The 15218-nt window shown below is 72.5% G+C and carries 16 protein-coding genes; 13 read left to right on the forward strand and 3 right to left on the reverse strand.

What is annotated here, in order from left to right; genetic code table 11:
* The first annotated feature begins 259 nt into the window (after positions 1-259).
* Both CFP66_RS30045 and CFP66_RS30050 read left to right on the forward strand, forming a co-directional pair.
* Positions 260-865 carry a TetR/AcrR family transcriptional regulator gene (locus CFP66_RS30045; protein ID WP_094928582.1) on the forward strand — a complete coding sequence of 202 codons (606 nt, stop codon included), beginning with the start codon at positions 260-262 and terminating at the stop codon, positions 863-865.
* Between the two features lie 125 nt (positions 866-990).
* Positions 991-1992 carry a methyltransferase gene (locus CFP66_RS30050; RefSeq protein ID WP_369805202.1) on the forward strand — a complete coding sequence of 334 codons (1002 nt, stop codon included), beginning with the start codon at positions 991-993 and terminating at the stop codon, positions 1990-1992.
* Between the two features lie 22 nt (positions 1993-2014).
* Here CFP66_RS30050 and CFP66_RS30055 read toward each other — a convergent pair whose 3' ends face one another.
* Entirely contained in the window at positions 2015-2776 is a 762-nt protein-coding gene (locus CFP66_RS30055) for an SDR family NAD(P)-dependent oxidoreductase (RefSeq protein WP_094928584.1), read from the reverse strand.
* Between the two features lie 97 nt (positions 2777-2873).
* Here CFP66_RS30055 and CFP66_RS30060 point away from each other — a divergent pair, with 97 nt between their 5' ends.
* Together CFP66_RS30060 and CFP66_RS30065 are read left to right on the forward strand one after the other, a co-directional pair.
* On the forward strand, positions 2874-3485 hold the full coding sequence (locus tag CFP66_RS30060) for a TetR family transcriptional regulator (RefSeq protein ID WP_094928585.1): 612 nt from the start codon (positions 2874-2876) through the stop codon (positions 3483-3485).
* 77 nt (positions 3486-3562) lie between these two features.
* Positions 3563-4759 carry an MFS transporter gene (locus CFP66_RS30065; RefSeq protein WP_233159825.1) on the forward strand — a complete coding sequence of 399 codons (1197 nt, stop codon included), beginning with the start codon at positions 3563-3565 and terminating at the stop codon, positions 4757-4759.
* A 32-nt stretch (positions 4760-4791) separates the two neighbouring features.
* Here CFP66_RS30065 and CFP66_RS30070 read toward each other — a convergent pair whose 3' ends face one another.
* Positions 4792-5415: a hypothetical protein gene (locus CFP66_RS30070; RefSeq protein ID WP_094928587.1), complete on the reverse strand. Its 624-nt coding sequence runs from the start codon at positions 5413-5415 to the stop codon at positions 4792-4794.
* Positions 5416-5463: 48 nt separating this feature from the next.
* Here CFP66_RS30070 and CFP66_RS30075 point away from each other — a divergent pair, with 48 nt between their 5' ends.
* The 3 genes from CFP66_RS30075 to CFP66_RS30085 all read left to right on the forward strand — a co-directional run bounded on the left by CFP66_RS30075 (position 5464) and on the right by CFP66_RS30085 (position 8495).
* The gene (locus CFP66_RS30075; protein WP_094928588.1) at positions 5464-6147 is read left to right on the forward strand and encodes a FadR/GntR family transcriptional regulator; all 684 of its coding nucleotides are present in this window, start codon (positions 5464-5466) and stop codon (positions 6145-6147) included.
* Entirely contained in the window at positions 6144-7367 is a 1224-nt protein-coding gene (locus tag CFP66_RS30080; protein WP_233159826.1) for an MFS transporter, read from the forward strand. The genes CFP66_RS30075 and CFP66_RS30080 overlap by 4 nt, the downstream gene beginning before the upstream one ends.
* A 120-nt stretch (positions 7368-7487) precedes the next feature.
* A complete protein-coding gene (locus CFP66_RS30085) occupies positions 7488-8495 on the forward strand; it encodes a sigma-70 family RNA polymerase sigma factor (protein WP_094928589.1) in 1008 nt (335 codons plus the stop codon).
* A 27-nt stretch (positions 8496-8522) separates the two neighbouring features.
* On the opposite strand, the gene CFP66_RS30090 is transcribed toward CFP66_RS30085, so the two are convergent.
* Positions 8523-9314: an AraC family transcriptional regulator gene (locus tag CFP66_RS30090; protein WP_094928590.1), complete on the reverse strand. Its 792-nt coding sequence runs from the start codon at positions 9312-9314 to the stop codon at positions 8523-8525.
* Between the two features lie 49 nt (positions 9315-9363).
* On the opposite strand from CFP66_RS30090, the gene CFP66_RS30095 reads away from it, so the two are divergent.
* From CFP66_RS30095 to CFP66_RS30120, 6 genes are all read left to right on the forward strand, one after another.
* The gene (locus CFP66_RS30095; RefSeq protein WP_233159827.1) at positions 9364-9771 is read left to right on the forward strand and encodes a DUF2000 domain-containing protein; all 408 of its coding nucleotides are present in this window, start codon (positions 9364-9366) and stop codon (positions 9769-9771) included.
* Between the two features lie 123 nt (positions 9772-9894).
* On the forward strand, positions 9895-10497 hold the full coding sequence (locus CFP66_RS30100; protein ID WP_094928591.1) for a PadR family transcriptional regulator: 603 nt from the start codon (positions 9895-9897) through the stop codon (positions 10495-10497).
* A 95-nt stretch (positions 10498-10592) separates the two neighbouring features.
* Positions 10593-11591: an ATP-binding cassette domain-containing protein gene (locus CFP66_RS30105; protein WP_094928592.1), complete on the forward strand. Its 999-nt coding sequence runs from the start codon at positions 10593-10595 to the stop codon at positions 11589-11591.
* The gene (locus CFP66_RS30110; protein WP_094928593.1) at positions 11588-12397 is read left to right on the forward strand and encodes an ABC transporter permease; all 810 of its coding nucleotides are present in this window, start codon (positions 11588-11590) and stop codon (positions 12395-12397) included. Before CFP66_RS30105 ends, CFP66_RS30110 begins: the two co-directional genes overlap by 4 nt.
* Positions 12394-12846 carry a nitroreductase/quinone reductase family protein gene (locus CFP66_RS30115; protein WP_094928594.1) on the forward strand — a complete coding sequence of 151 codons (453 nt, stop codon included), beginning with the start codon at positions 12394-12396 and terminating at the stop codon, positions 12844-12846. Before CFP66_RS30110 ends, CFP66_RS30115 begins: the two co-directional genes overlap by 4 nt.
* A gap of 43 nt (positions 12847-12889) precedes the next feature.
* Complete coding sequence (locus tag CFP66_RS30120; RefSeq protein ID WP_094928595.1) at positions 12890-15166, forward strand: excinuclease ABC subunit UvrA; 2277 nt, start codon at positions 12890-12892, stop codon at positions 15164-15166.
* Positions 15167-15218: the final 52 nt, after the last annotated feature.

Genomic DNA, 15218 nt, shown 5'->3' on the forward strand with positions numbered 1-15218 from the left:
CGCCGAACCCGGGCGGGACAGGACGATCGCGTCGGCGCGGTCGAGCTCCCCGATGAGTGGACCCCAGATGGTTGCGGACTCGGGGTTGCCGTGGACCAGGACGAGGGGAGTGCGCGCAGGAAGCTGCCTCGCTGATACTTGTTGGGTGACACACAAGTATAAAATGACCATCGAACTGTCCCGGCGCAGCCGAACGCGGCGGTGCTGCAGCCACCGCTCGAGCCCGGTATACGCTTGTCCCGATGTGTGAGCAGTCCTGATGCCCGATCAGCCTCCCGCTCGCCGCACGCAGCAAGAGCGTCGCGAAGAGACCGAACGCAAGGTGCTGGCTGCCGCGACGGCGCTGATCGCCCGGCGCGGGTCACGTGCGCTCACCCTGGCCGAGGTCGGCGAGGCCGCAGGCTACAGCCGAGGGATCGTCTCCCACCACTTCGGCAACCGCGAGAATCTGCTCCGCGCGGTGATGCGCGATGCTCGGACCTTCACCGTCCCGGATCGTGGGGACAGCGCCGCGGACTGGCTGGCGGCGGCGGTTCGCGCCTACCTCGAGAACGTCACCAGCCGACGGCCGTCTGCCGCCGCGTTCCTGCAGATGTGGGGCGAGGCGATTGCCGCCGATCCCGTCCTGATGCCGCTCTACGCGGAAGATGACGCCAGCTTCCGTCGGCTCCTCGCCGACAAGGTCCGTGAAGGGATCTGCGACGGCTCGGTGCGAGCGGATGCCGACCCGGAGGCGACGGCCGTGTCCCTGGTGGGCCTCCTTCGCGGGATCGCGCTGCAGCTGATCTCGACCCCGCCGCCGGCGCGAGTCGAAGCGATCATCGACGAAGCCGAGCGGTCCACCCGGCGTGCTCTCAGGCCGTGAACCAGGTCCTCAGCACCCGGCCTGTGTGAACCGATAATCGACGTTATGACAGTTATCGGGTTCGAGGCCCGGCCGAGGGAGGGCCGGCCCCAATCCGATTGACAGGCATGCCAGCGTTGACCTTCGTGACCGCACACGACATCGCCTCGATCCGGACCATGGCCGGCTTGGCCACACCGATGGCTCTGCGTGTGGCGGTGACCCTGGGTCTACCGGACCGGCTGCGCGGCGACGGCGTCAGCACCGAGCAGGTCGCCACCGAACTGAACGTGTCACCGGTGGCGCTCGAGCTGCTGCTCGGCCACCTCGCGACACTCGGGATCGTCGAGCGTGCGTCCACGGGTCACCGGACCACCGACTACGGGGCGTCCCTGTGCGCCGACGCCGACAACGGCCTGGTCAACTTCCTGCACCTGGACATGGCCGGCGGTCGCGCAGAGATGGCCCTCGTGGAACTCCTGCACAGCATCACCACCGGCGGCGCCGCCTACCCGCGCCGCCACGGCCAGGACTTCTGGGCCGACCTCGCCCGGTTCCCGCACCTGCGTGAATCGTTCGACCAGCAGATGACGCACCGGTTCCGCGACCAGGTCCCGCAGATCCTGGCCGGGTACGACTGGGGCCGCTTCCCCACCGTCGTCGACGTCGGGGGCGGGCACGGCACGCTCCTCGCCGCGATCCTGGCCGCCCATCCCCGGATGCGCGGTCACCTGGTCGACCTCGAGCCCACCGCGGACGGGGCGCGCGGCACCTTCGCCGCACAACGCCTGGCGGATCGGGCCCAGGTGACAGCGGGGAGCTTCTTCGACCCCCTCCCTCGCGGGGCGGATGCCTACCTGCTGTGCGACATCCTGCACGACTGGGACGACGACGGCGCGCACCGGATTCTCGGCCGTTGCGTGGAGGCCGTGCCCCCGACCGGTCGCGTCCTGGTCATCGAGCCCGTCGGCGGCCGGCGTGACAGCACCGGGTTCGACCTGGCCATGCTCGCGATCTTCGGTGGTCGGGAACGTCGGATCGACGAGCTCGACGCCCTGGCCGCGGCCCACGGGCTGACCCTCGATGCCGTGACGGACGTGAGCGACCAGCGCTGCCTCCTGGAGTTCCGGCTCGCCGCCACGGGCTGAAGCGGCCGCGACCCACCGGTCGTCACAGGAGGGCTCCCCCGGAGACCTCGATGCGTTCCGCGGTGATCCAGCGCATGTCCTCGGAGGCGAGCGCGGCGATGGCGTCGCCGATCTCCTCGGGCTTGCCGACCCGGCCGAGCGCGGTCTGCGCGGCGAGGGCCACCCGCAGCTCGGGGTCGTCGCGCATGGCGCCGCCGTTGAAGTCGGTGGCGCTCGGGCCGGGGGCGACCGTGTTGATCCGGATGCCGCGCGGGCCGAGCTCGGCGGCCAGGCTGCGGGAGAAGGCCTCCACCGCCGCCTTCGACGCCGAGTAGACCGACGTTCCCGGGCTGACGTGACGGGTCAGGGAGGTCGACACGTTGATGATGCGGCCGCCCTCGGCGAGGTGTGGCACGAGCGCCTGGATGAGGAAGAACGTGCCGCGGAGGTTGGTGTGCACGAGCGCGTCGAAGCTCTCCACCGTGACGTCCTCGAGCCGACCGAACAGACCGATGCCGGCGTTGTTCACCAGGACGTCGAGCTTGCCGCTCCCCCATCGGGCGCGGATCTCGTCGGTCAGCTCGGTGGTGAAGGTCGCGAACGACCCGACGTCGCTGATGTCGAGCCGCTTCGCGACCGCGTCACCGCCCGCGTCCTGGATCATCCGCACGGTCTCCGCGGCTCCCACCGCGCCATCCCGGTAGGTCACGACGACCTTCGCGTCACGGCGGGCGAGTGCGAGCGCGGTGCTGCGCCCGAGCCCTCGGTTCGCGCCGGTGACCAAGGCGATCCGGTGTTCTGTCATGAGCGTGCCCCTTCGCTGAAGTAAGTAATTACTGACTTATCGCCAATGTAGGGTCGCGTCAGCCCGGCGTCAACGCCCGCACCGAGACGGAGACCACATGCCCCCACGCGATGCTCAGGCGACGAAGGCCCGCATCCTCCAGGCGGCAGTCGCGGAGTTCGCCGAGCACGGCCACGCCGGCGGCCGTGTCGAACGGATCGCCCGGGAGGCCGGAACCAACATCCGGATGATCTACGCCTACTTCGGCAACAAGGACGGGCTCTTCGACGCCGCGCTCACCAGCGCGATCCAGTCCATGGCCGCGAGGGTCCCGCCCCGACCGGACGATCTACCGGCATGGGCGGGCGAGCTGTTCGACTACCACCAGCGCGAACCCGCGGCCCTCCGGATCAACATGTGGGCACAGCTCGAGCGCCCCCGGGCGGCGTCCGAGCCGCTGGAGAGCTACCTCGCGAAGACCACCGCCGTCGCCGGCGCCGACAGCGCCCCGCTGACCGCCGTCGACCTTCTCGTCTTCATCTACGCGGTCTCGCAAGCCTGGTACCTGACACCCGTCGGCCTGCTGAGGGCCGACGGTGGTGACCCGCAGGCTCCGGAACGGATCGCGGCGCACCGGTACGCCGTCATCACCGCCGTGACACGCATCGTCCGACCGGACGGCACCGACCCGGCCTCACAGCGACCAGAAGGGGCTCCACCCGTCTCGTGACCCCGGCTGCTCCTACAGCTTCCAAACGTAGGATGTTAGGCTCATTCCGTGGTCGGGACTGCGCTGCGGACGCACTGGTGAACGCTCTCGCCGACGTCGGCGCCCGCCCCCGAGCCCGCACGACCTGGTGGTTCGCGGCCGCCATCGTGCTCGTCGCAGCGAACCTGCGACCTGCCGTGGTCGGCGTGGCCCCGGTGCTCCCGGAGATCCAGCGCAGCCTCGGGCTCTCCGCGACGGCATCCGGCGTGCTGACCGCGTTGCCCGTGCTGTGCTTCGGGCTGCTCGCCCCGGCGGCGCCGCGCCTGGCCCGCCGCTTCGGCATCGGACGCACCCTGCTCGGCGCGCTCGTGCTGATCACCCTCGGCCTCGCCGTCCGCTCGAGCGGCCCGACCGCCACCCTGTTCGCCGGCGCGGTGCTGGTCGGCTCGGCGATCGCGATCGGGAACGTCCTGCTGCCCGGGCTGATCAAGCGCGACTTCCCGCACCGCACCGGCTCCATGACGGGCATCTACTCGATGGCGATCTCCGCCGGTGGTGCGCTGGCCGCCGGGACCACCGTGCCGGTGGCGCGGGCGCTCGGTGTCGACTGGCGCGGCGCTCTCGCGTTCTGGAGCCTGTTCGCGCTGGTCGCCCTCTTGTGCTGGCTGCCCCATGTGCGATGGGTGGACCGCGCCCGCGGGATGCGCGAGGTGCGCGTGCGGGGTCTGTGGCGCAGCCCGCTCGCCTGGCAGGTCACCGCATTCATGGGGCTGCAGTCGCTCGGCTTCTACGCCACGGCGGCGTGGCTTCCCGTGATCTTCGTCGACCGGGGGTTCGATCCGGCCACCGCCGGGTGGCTGCTCGCCCTCGCGAGCATCGTCGGGCTCAGCGGCTCGATGGCTGCGCCGATGCTCGCCACGCGCCTGCGGCAGCAGCGGGCGGTCGCCGCCGGTCTCACCGCCGTGGCTGCCCTCGGGCTGCTCGGGGTCCTCCTGCTGCCCGGCGCGGAGATCGTGTCGATGGCACTGCTCGGTGTCGGGCAGGGTGCCGCGCTAGGACTCTCGCTCACGCTGATGGTGCTGCGCTCCCCCGATGCCGCTCACGCAGCGCAGCTGTCGGGCATGGCGCAGTGCGTGGGCTACATCGGTGCCGCCACCGGCCCTTTCGCGGTCGGCGCGCTGCACGATCTGACCGGTTCCTGGACGGTGCCGATCCTGCTCCTGCTCGGCGTGTTCATCGCCCAGGCCACGATGGGCGCGCTGGCGGGCCGGGACCGGCTCGTCGCGGCCGGCTGAACCGGGACCCGCTGTCCCTGCGCGCCGGGACGTCAGGCCGGCGCGAAGGCCAGCAGCGACGGCTCCCCGCGACCGGGCCAGGTGCCGACGAGCGTGGGCGCGCCGTCGGGGCTCGCGGTGGCGTCGAGTGAGCGCAGCACCACGAACTCGCGGCCCGACGCGTCGATCGTCGTGGCCGTCGCGCCGTCCGTGGCCGTCGCGGTGTGGATCACCGGGACCGCGGTGCCGGGCCGGCCGCTGCCGGTCACCTGCGCCGTGGCCGCCCGCAACTCGCGGCCGGTGTCCTTCTCGACCCATTCCTCGGCCTGCCGGCCGCCGGTCAGGATCGCCGCCGCGAGCGCCGCGGCGTACACGGGATCGGCGCAGCCGTCGTAGACCCACCGGCGCCCGAGGCGCGAGTGCTGCATGGTGCCGATCAGGGCGTCGTCGGCGCCGTCGAGGGGAACGCCGCGGTAGGTGAGCGGTATGTGGAGCACGTCTCCTTGCGCGGTGCCGACGAGATGGGTCTCGATGCCCACCTCCTGCGCCGGGTCGTCGAACCGGTACGCCGCGAGCAGCTCGAACGGCGCTGCGCCGGCCCAGGAGCGGGACGGGAGCCAGCCGGACAGCAGCTCCGCCTTGGTGGGAACGATCCGGGCTTGGTAGATCAGGGCCACACCACGGACGCTACCGGCGCGCAAAACATGGGTTGTTAGGCTCTTTCGATGGGACTCACGGCAGTGCGCGCCGGGCGGCTGTGCGACGAGGTCATGGCCCAGATGGAGTCGTTGATCGCCGACGGCGAGTGGCCGGTCGGCGCGAAGATCCCACCGGAACCGGAACTGGTCGCGGCGCTCGGGGTCGGCCGCAACACCGTGCGGGAGGCGGTGCGCGCGCTGGAGCACGCCGGCCTGCTGGAACCGAGGCGCGGCGACGGCACGTACGTCCGCGCTTCCAGCGACCTCGGCGCCGCCCTCCTGCGCCGGGCGCGGCGCACCACGAGCGGGCACGTCCTCGCCGTCCGCGCGAGCCTGGAGCGCGACGCCGCGGCTGCGGCCGCGGCACACCGCACGGCCGCCGACGTCGTGGCCATCCGGGCGGCCGCCGCCGCCCGCCGGGCCGCATGCCTGGTCACCGACCGGGCGGTGTTCGTCGAAGCGGATGTCGCGTTCCACCGCGCCGTGATCGCCGCCACCGGGAACCCGGTGCTGATCGACCTGTACGCCGGGCTGACCGAGGCGCTGCAGCGCAGCGTCACCGAGATCGACGAGCACGACGACGACCCCGCTGCGTTCCCCGGACACGACGAGCTCGCCGAGGCCATCGCGGCGGCCGATCCGGACGCCGCGCGCGCGGCCGCAGGCCGCTACCTCGATGCCGCGCGCACGATCGTCGAGCGCGAGCCGTGACGCCGCCCGCCGACGCTCCTCCCGGGCGTCCGGCGCGCGCACCGGCCTGGTGGATCGGGGTCGCGATCGTGCTCGTCGCGGCCAACATGCGACCCGCGGTCGTCGGCGTGGCGCCGGTGCTGGCGCAGATCCAGGCGAGCGAGCGGCTCTCGGGTACCACCGCCGGGATCCTCACGGCGTTGCCGGTGCTCTGCTTCGGGTTGCTCGCCCCCGCGGGGCCGCTGCTGGCCCGGCGGTTCGGCATCGAGCGCGCCCTCCTGACTGCGCTGGTCGTGCTGTGCGTGGGCTTCGTGGTGCGTTCCAGCGGCCCGCTGGTGGCCCTGTTCGCCGGCACCGTGCTCGTCGGGGCCGCGATCGCGGTGGGCAACGTGCTGCTGCCGAGCCTGATCAAGCGGGACTTCGCGGGCCGCACAGGCCTGATGACCGGGCTCTACACGATGGCCATCACCGGCGGGGCCACCCTCGCCGCCGGCATCACGGTGCCTGTGGCGCAGGCCGCCGGGCTCGAGTGGCACGGCGCTCTCCTGGTGTGGGTGCTGTTCGCCGTGGTCGCGCTGCTGTGCTGGGTGCCGCAGGTGCGCAGGGTGTCGCGGCCCACGTCCGAGGGCGAGCCGCGCCCGGGCGGGCTCTGGCGCGACGCGCTCGCCTGGCAGGTCACCGCCTACATGGGTCTGCAGTCGCTGAGCTACTTCGCGGTGATGGGCTGGCTGCCCGCCGTGCTCGTCGACCGCGGTTTCGACCCGGTCGCGGCGGGCTGGATGCTCTCGCTCACGAGCGCTGCGGGGGTCGTCGGTGCGACGATCGCGCCGATGCTGGCCACGCGGGCCCGGGCGCAGCGCGGGCTGGTGGTCGTGGTCACCGCGGTCGCGGGGCTCGGCCTGGTCGGGGTGTTCGCCGTGACCGGGATCGAGGTGGCGGCCGTCGTGCTGCTCGGTACCGCGCAGAGCGCGGCGCTGGGTCTCTCGCTCACGTTCGTGGCGCTCCGCGCGCCGGACGCCGCGCACGCCGCCCAGCTGTCGGGCATGGCCCAGAGCGTCGGCTACGTCGTGGCGGCCGCGGGTCCCTTCGCCGTCGGCGCGCTGCGCGACGCCACCGGGGGCTGGACGATGCCGTTCGTGCTGCTGCTCGTGGTGCTCGCGGTCCAGGGAGTCTCGGGGGTGCTCGCAGCCCGGGACCGGCTGGTGCGCCGCCGCGGTGCGGTGGCCGCCCCCGTCTCCTGAGTGCCGTTCGGCCGAATCGTGCCCGGAACGGGCTCGGATTTGTCGGTGTCCGGTTCTACTCTCGCTGAAGCGTGCGCTGGGCACGGCGCCGCGGGCAGCTCCACGAGAGGGGAACCCCCGATGACCGTCACCGCTGACGCCCCGTCCGGCACCTGGGAACAGCACAGGGTCGAACTCACGGCGTACTGCTACCGCATGCTCGGCTCGTCGGCCGACGCCGAGGACGCCGTGCAGGACACGATGGTCCGGGCGTGGCGCTCGTACGACAAGTTCGAGGGTCGCTCGTCGGTCCGGTCCTGGCTGTACAAGATCGCCACGAACGTCTGCCTGACGATGCTCGACAGTCGCAAGCGCCGGGCCACCCCGATGGATTTCGGCACGGCCGGTTCGGCCGACGCCCCGGTTCCCGCGCCGCGGCCGGAGGTCTCGTGGCTCGAGCCGATCCCCGACGCCCGGGTCCTGCCCACGGTCACCGACCCCGCGGAGCTCGCGGTCTCGCGCGAGTCGGTGCGGCTGGCGTTCGTGGCCGCGCTGCAGCACCTGCCCGCCCGCCAGCGCGCGGTGCTGATCCTGCGCGAGGTGCTGCAGTGGAAGGCCTCCGAGGTGGCCGAGCTGCTCGGCACCACCGTCGCCTCGGTCAACAGCGCGTTGCAGCGGGCCCGCGCAACCCTCGCCGAGCAGCACGTGGAGCAGCCCGAGCCCGGCGCCGCGGGCAGTGCCGAGCTGGACGCGGAACACGAGGCGCTGCTCGCCCGCTACGCGGAGGCCTTCGAACGCTACGACGTCGGCGCGCTCGTCCACCTGCTCCACGAGGACGCCATCCTCAACATGCCGCCGTTCGACCTGTGGCTGCAGGGCATCGAGGACATCCAGAAGTGGTGGGTCGGCCCGGGCGCGCCGTGCAAGGGGTCGAAGCTGCAGCCGGTGGCCGCCAACGGCATGCCGGCGTTCGCGCAGTGGCGGCCGAACCCCGACGGCGAGGGCTACCACGCGTGGGCCCTGCAGGTGCTCGGCATCCGCGACGGCCGGATCTCCATGTACACCTCCTTCCTCGACGTCGACACGCTGTTCCCGATGTGGGACCTGCCGCTGCACCTGGACCGGGAGGGCGAGCCGGTACGGGAATGAATGCGCCGCCGGCGTCGTGCGGGTGGGTCAGGCCATGGACGGTGCGGGCGTCCGGCCGAACCGGCCGGGCGTGGTGCCGACGAGCCGGGTGAAATGGCGGTGCAGGTGTGCCTGGTCGTGGAAACCGACGGCCACGGCCACGGTCGCGGGTGGTGCGCCGGCGAGCAGGAGGCGCCGGGCCGATTCGATCCGCCTGCCGGTGAGGTAGCGGTGCGGCGGCAGGCCGAAGGCGCGGGTGAAGCGGCGCACGAGGTGCGCGGGGTCGGCGTGCAGCGCGGCGGAGGCCTCGCGGAGGGTGAGCCCCTCGGTCGTGCGGGCGTCGAGCAGGTCGCGCAGGTCGGCGGCGAGCCGGTCGGGTGCGGGTTCGGCGGCGGGCGCGCGCAGGTGCGTGCGGATGCGCTCACCGATCAGCGCGAGCCTGCTCTCGGCCTCGAGGCCGGTCCCGGGAGCGGTCAAAGTCTGGTGCAGCTGGTGGATCCGGGTGCGCAGCAGGGTGTCGCCCACGCTCGGGTTGTCGACCGCGGCACCGATCAGCGACTCGTCGAGCACCTCGCGGTCGAGGTACAGCACGCGCTTGCGGAAGCCCTGCACGGACGCGGCCCGGCCGGTGTGGGCCACGTGCGGCGGCAGCAGGGTCACGGCCGAGCACACGGCGCCGTGCTCGTGGCGGTCCAGGTCGTAGCGGATCGCGCCCTCGTCGACGACGAGGAGCGTCCAGGTGTCGTGGGCGTGCTCGGGGTACGCGTGGTCGGTGAACCGCGCGTGGAAGACCTCGGCGATGCCGGGGACATCCGGCGCCCACGCACGGACGGCATCCACGACAAGAACGTACAAGAAGCCGGCGGTGGTCCGGGGGCAGTGTCGACGGGTGCGTTTCGACACCAAGATCGCTGTGCTGCTGCGGGACGACCTCGAGGTCTGGCAACGGTTGAACGTCACCGCGTTCCTCGCCGGCGGGATCGCGGCCGACCCCGAACTGCTGGGCGAGCCCTACGCCGACGCCGACGGCACCGCGTACCTGCCGATGTTCCGCCAGCCGGTGCTGGTCTTCGCCGGCGACGCGGAGGTGCTGGCCGCCGCCCACGACCGGGCCGTGCGCCGCGGCCTGCCCGCCGCCGTGTTCACGGAGGAGCTGTTCAGCACGGGGCACGACGAGGCCAACCGCGCCGCGGTGCGCGCGCTCGCCCGTGACGACCTGAAGCTGGTGGGCCTCGCCGTCCACGGCCCGCGCAACGCCGTGGACAAGGCCCTGAAGGGCGCCACCCTGCACACCTGACCGCACCCACCGCACCTTGGAGCCATCCTGCTGTCAGGAGCGCCGAAGAACAGCAGTACGGCTCCAAGGTGCGGTGGGGGGTGGGGTGGGTGGCCTAGTCTGGCCGCGACGGGAGGTGGTCGGGTGTCGGCGACGCGCCTGCTGGTGCTCGGCGTCGTGCGCGGGTACGGCCGCGCTCACGGGTACCGGATCGGCAACGACCTGCTCGCGTGGGGCGCCGACGAGTGGGCGAACGTCAAGTGGGGCTCGATCTACCACGCGCTGCGCGCGCTCACCGAGGGCGGTTTCCTGCTCGACCACAACGACATCCCCGGGCGCACCGAGTACGAGCTCACCGAGCGTGGCGAGGCCGAGTACCGGAAGCTGCTGCGCGACGCGCTGCGCCGACCGCAGCCGCGTCCCGACTTCCTGGGTGCGGCCCTCGCGATGCTGCCCTCGCTCCCCCGCGCGGAGGCGGTCGCGCTGCTGCGCGAGCGGCTCGTCGCGCTCGAAGCGGCCCGGGACAAGGCGCACGCGCAGGTCGAGGCGCTGGTGGACCCGCCGCACGTCCGGGAGCTGTTCGGCTTGTGGGAGCACAACTCGGCCGGTAGCGCCGAGTGGACGCGCGGGCTCATCGAACGCCTCGACGCCGGCGCCTACCCGATGGCGGGCGAGCCGTGGTCGCCGGGCAGGCCCGGCAGTTGGCACGAGCTGAAGTTCCCGCCCTATCCGCCGCGGGACGCGTAACGCCCGACCGGTTCCTGGCGATTCAAGTTTGCATACCCCTTCGCAGGCGGGCACACTCGCCGCTCCAGGGTTCAAACTTGAGTATCGGGAGGAACATGGCCGTCGCGGTGAGCGCCGAGGCGCTCCGCAAGCGATACCCCGGATCCGCCGAGCACGCGCTCGACGGGTTCGACCTGTCCGTACCGTCCGGCACCGTGCACGGCCTGCTCGGACCCAACGGGGCGGGCAAGACCACCGCCGTCCGCATCCTCGCCACGCTGCTGCGCGCCGACGGGGGACGCGCGACGATCGACGGCTACGACGTCGCCACGCAGGCGTCCGACGTCCGACGCCGCATCGGCCTGGTGGGCCAGTACGCCGCCGTCGACGAGATCCTCGACGGCCGCCGCAACCTGGTGATGTTCGGCCGGCTGTTCCACCTGTCCCCGTCCGACGCCCGGCAGCGCGCAGACGACCTGCTCGCGCGGTTCGACCTCACCGACGCGGCGCGGCGGCCGGTCGCGAAGTACTCCGGCGGGATGCGCCGGCGGCTGGACCTGGCGGTGAGCATGATCCTCGCGCCCGCGGTGCTGTTCCTGGACGAGCCGACCACCGGGCTGGACCCGCGAGGTCGCGCCGAGGTCTGGGACGCGGTGCGCGCGCTCGTCGCCGACGGCACCACCGTGCTGCTCACCACGCAGTACCTCGACGAGGCAGACCAGCTGGCCGACCGGATCTCGGTGCTGGCCGTGCGGAGCGACGGCGGAGCGCGCACCGGTGGAGTGCCGGAGCGCGGGGGCGGCCGGGTGGTCGCCGAGGGCACCCCGGACGAGCTGCGCGCCCGCATCGGCGGCGACCGCATCGACCTCGTCGTCCGGCACGCGTCGGACCTGCCCAAGGCCGCGGCGCTCGTGGAGCGGGTGGCCGGCACGACGGCCGATGTGGACGAGGCCACCCGCCGGGTCGCCGCACCCGTGCGGGACCGGATGGACGCGCTCGCCGCGGTGGTGCACGGGCTGCAGCACGACGGCATCGACGCGGAGGACCTCAGCGTGCGCCGACCCACCCTCGACGAGGTGTTCCTGCAGCTCACGGACGTGGAGGTGCCGGCATGAGCGTGCTCCCCGCGCCCGGTTCCCGGCTCGGGTGGGCGGTCACCGACGCCGCGACGCTCACCCGCCGCTACCTGGCCCACCTGCGCCGCCAGCCCGTCCAGCTGGCCGAGAGCATCGGCTTCCCGATCCTCATCCTGCTGATCTTCGTGTACCTGCTGGGCGGGATGCTGCAGGTGCCCGGCGGCGACTACCGGCAGCTGCTGCTCCCGGGCATGTTGACGATGACGATGCTGTCCGGGCTCGCCGGCACGATGGTCGCGGTCGTCACCGACGCCCAGCGGGGCATCACCGACCGGTTCCGCTCGATGCCGATGTCGTCGTCTGCGGTGCTGGTCGGGCGGGCGGCGGCGGACCTCGCGATCTCGACGATCGGCCTGGTCGCGCTCGTGCTCGTCGGCCTGGCCATCGGTTGGCGGATCAGCGGCGGCCTGCCCGCGGCGCTCGCCGCCGTCGGGCTGCTCCTGCTGCTGCGGTTCGCGCTGCTGTGGGTGGGCATCTACCTCGGCCTGCTCGCCCGCGGCACCGGGGCCGTCACCGCCGCCCAGGCGCTGGAGTTCCCGGTCGCGTTCCTGTCCGGGGTCTTCCTCGCCCCGGCCGCGATGCCTGCGGTCCTCGGCACGATCGCGGAGTGGAACCCGCTCTCGTCCACCGCCGCAGCCGCCCGGGAGCTGTTCGGCAACCCGGGCTGGGGCGGCGGCTCCTGGGTGGCGCAGCATCCCGTCCTCATGGCCGTCGTCTGGCCAGTCGTGATCATCGCGGTCTTCGGGCCGCTGTCCGTCCGTCGATTCCAGGAGATGAGCCGATGACCGCACAGAGCAACGCCACGCCGCCCCGCTGGCTCAAGCCGATGAACAAGGTCTTCCTCGGGCTGCGGCGCCTCGGCGTCGGCATGAAGGAGCTGCCGGTGCTCACCGTGCCCGGCCGCAAGAGCGGCAAGCCGCGCAACACGCCGCTGTCGGTGCTGGAGCACGAGGGGAACCGCTACCTGCTCGAGGGCTTCCCGGGCGCCGACTGGGCGCGCAACGTCCGCGCCGCCGACGGCCTGGCCACGTTGTCGACCGGCAAGCGCAGTGAGCGGGTGCGGCTCGTCGAGCTCGACCCGCAGGACGCGCTGCCGGTGCTGCGGGTGTGGCCGGTCCGCATGACGGACGGTTCGAAGATCATGGCCGACGCCGGGGTCGTCGAGGCGGTCACGCCCGAGGCGTTCGAGGCCGTGGCCGGGCGGTGCGGGGTGTTCCGGGTCGAGCCCGCGTGATTCCTGCCGGGAACTGTCTCCTTTCCCGCATAGGAAGGACTGCATGACCGAATACCTCTCCGTCGTCGGCGCGCGCGAGAACAACCTGCGCGACGTGACGCTCCGGGTGCCGAAGCGCCAGATCACCGCGTTCGTCGGCGTTTCCGGGTCCGGCAAGTCGTCGCTGGTGTTCGACACGATCGCGGCGGAGGCGCAGCGGCAGCTCAACGAGACGTTCTCGGCGTTCGTGCGCGGGTTCCTGCCCAAGCTCGGCCAACCCGACGCCGACCTCATCGAGGGCCTGTCCACGGCGATCGTCGTGGACCAGAAGCGGCTCGGCGGCGGCGCCCGCTCCACCCTGGGCACGGTCACCGACATCAACCCGCTGCTGCGCCTGCTGTGGTCGCGGCGCAGCAGCCCGCACGTCGGGTACGGCTACGCGTTCTCGTTCAACGAACCACAGGGCATGTGCCCCGCCTGCCGGGGCATCGGCCGGAAGGTGCAGCTCGACCACAGCGCGATGTTCGACATGGACAGGTCGCTGAACGAGGGCGCGGTCCTGCACCGCGACTTCGCCGTCGACTCCTGGTACTGGCACGTCTGGGCACAGTCCGGGAAGTTCGACAACGACAAGCCGCTGCGCGACTACACCGACGCCGAGTGGCAGCTGCTGCTGTGGGGCGCCGACGAGAAGGTCACGCTCACCGAGCCGGGCCGCAAGGCGCTCAAGATGGACTTCGAGGGCGTCGAGGCGAAGTTCGAGCGCCTCTACATCCGCGCCGACGCCGACTCGGGCAGCTCCGAGCGCAAGCGGGAGACCGTCGCCCGCTTCACCACCTCGGTGCGCTGCCCGAACTGCGGCGGCACCCGGTTGAACGAGGCGGCGCGCACGGCCACCGTCGGCGGGCACCCGCTGCCCGCGGTGACGGCGATGGACCTGCACGCGGTGCACGCGCTGCTGCCGACGTTGTCCGACGCCGAGGTCGCCCCGCTGGTCTCCGAGGCCACCGCGCGCGTCGGCGCGCTCATCGACATGGGGCTGGGCTACCTCACGCTGGACCGGGAGACCTCCACGCTGTCCGGCGGTGAGTCGCAGCGGACCAAGATGGTCCGCCACCTCGGCTCGTCGCTGGTCGACGTGATGTACGTCTTCGACGAGCCGACGATCGGACTGCACCCGCGCGACGTCGGGCGGATGAACGCGCTGCTGTCGCGCCTGCGCGACAAGGGCAACACCGTGCTGGTCGTCGAGCACGACACCGACGTGATCACCGCCGCCGACCACGTCGTGGAGCTCGGCCCGCGCGCGGGCACCGAGGGCGGCCGGGTGGTCTACGAGGGCGACGTCGCCGGCCTCGCCACCGCGGGCACGCTCACCGGGGAGTTCCTGCACCGGCCGATCACGCTGCGGGATCAGCCGCGCCCACCCACCGCGCAGCTGCACCTGGCGGACGCCACGGCGAACAACCTGCGCGGGTTCGACGTGGACGTGCCGCTCGGCGTGCTCGTCGCGCTCACCGGCGTCGCGGGCTCGGGGAAGAGCACCCTGGTGCGTGAGGTGCTGGTGCCCCAGCACCCGGAGGCCATCGTCGTCGACCAGAGTGCGGTGTCGACCTCGATCCGGTCCACGCCGGCCACCTGGACCGGGGTCATGGATCCGATCCGCAAGCTCTACGCGAAGGCCACGGGCGTGAAGCCGGCGCTGTTCAGCTTCAACTCCGCGGGCGCCTGCCCCACCTGCAACGGCCTGGGCGTGCTCCACACCGACCTGGCGTTCCTCGACGGCGTGCGCTCCACCTGCACCGACTGCCACGGCCGCCGCTACACAGAGGAGGTACTGGCCCTCACCGTCGACGGGAAGTCGATCTCGGATGCGCTGGACATGACCGCGGCGCAGGCGTGCGACTTCTTCACCGCCCGCGACATCCGGCGCCGCCTGCAGGCCGTCGTCGACGTCGGGCTCGGCTACCTGACGCTCGGCCAGCCGCTGTCCACGCTGTCCGGCGGCGAGTGCCAGCGGCTCAAGCTGGCAGGGCGCCTGCACGAGGAGGGCAACCTGTACGTGCTGGACGAGCCCACCACGGGCCTGCACATGTCCGACTGCGGGCACCTGCTGGCGCTGCTGGACCGCCTGGTGGACGGGGGCAGCTCGGTGGTCGTCGTCGAGCACAACCTGGATGTGATCGCGCACGCCGACTGGGTGATCGATCTCGGTCCGGACGGCGGCGACGACGGCGGGCAGGTGGTGTTCGAGGGCCCGCCCCGCGAGCTGGTGCAGTCGTCCGTCTCGTTCACCGGGCAGCACCTCGCGCGCCACGTCGGCGCGGCGTCGGCGCGCTGAACCGTCGTGCTGGCAACCCTGTACAACCGATACTGCGGATCTTGACCGCTAC

This window comes from Pseudonocardia sp. MH-G8 (genome assembly GCF_002262885.1).
In the GTDB taxonomy this organism is placed as follows: domain Bacteria; phylum Actinomycetota; class Actinomycetes; order Mycobacteriales; family Pseudonocardiaceae; genus Pseudonocardia.

Bases quoted from the DNA above. Each gene is read 5' to 3' on its own strand.
- CFP66_RS30045 (WP_094928582.1), top strand. From the start codon at position 260: ATGCCCGATCAGCCTCCCGCTCGCCGCACGCAGCAAGAGCGTCGCGAA.
- CFP66_RS30055 (WP_094928584.1), bottom strand. From the start codon at position 2,776: ATGACAGAACACCGGATCGCCTTGGTCACCGGCGCGAACCGAGGGCTC.
- CFP66_RS30060 (WP_094928585.1), top strand. From the start codon at position 2,874: ATGCCCCCACGCGATGCTCAGGCGACGAAGGCCCGCATCCTCCAGGCG.
- CFP66_RS30075 (WP_094928588.1), top strand. From the start codon at position 5,464: ATGGGACTCACGGCAGTGCGCGCCGGGCGGCTGTGCGACGAGGTCATG.
- CFP66_RS30085 (WP_094928589.1), top strand. From the start codon at position 7,488: ATGACCGTCACCGCTGACGCCCCGTCCGGCACCTGGGAACAGCACAGG.
- CFP66_RS30105 (WP_094928592.1), top strand. From the start codon at position 10,593: ATGGCCGTCGCGGTGAGCGCCGAGGCGCTCCGCAAGCGATACCCCGGA.
- CFP66_RS30110 (WP_094928593.1), top strand. From the start codon at position 11,588: ATGAGCGTGCTCCCCGCGCCCGGTTCCCGGCTCGGGTGGGCGGTCACC.
- CFP66_RS30115 (WP_094928594.1), top strand. From the start codon at position 12,394: ATGACCGCACAGAGCAACGCCACGCCGCCCCGCTGGCTCAAGCCGATG.
- CFP66_RS30120 (WP_094928595.1), top strand. From the start codon at position 12,890: ATGACCGAATACCTCTCCGTCGTCGGCGCGCGCGAGAACAACCTGCGC.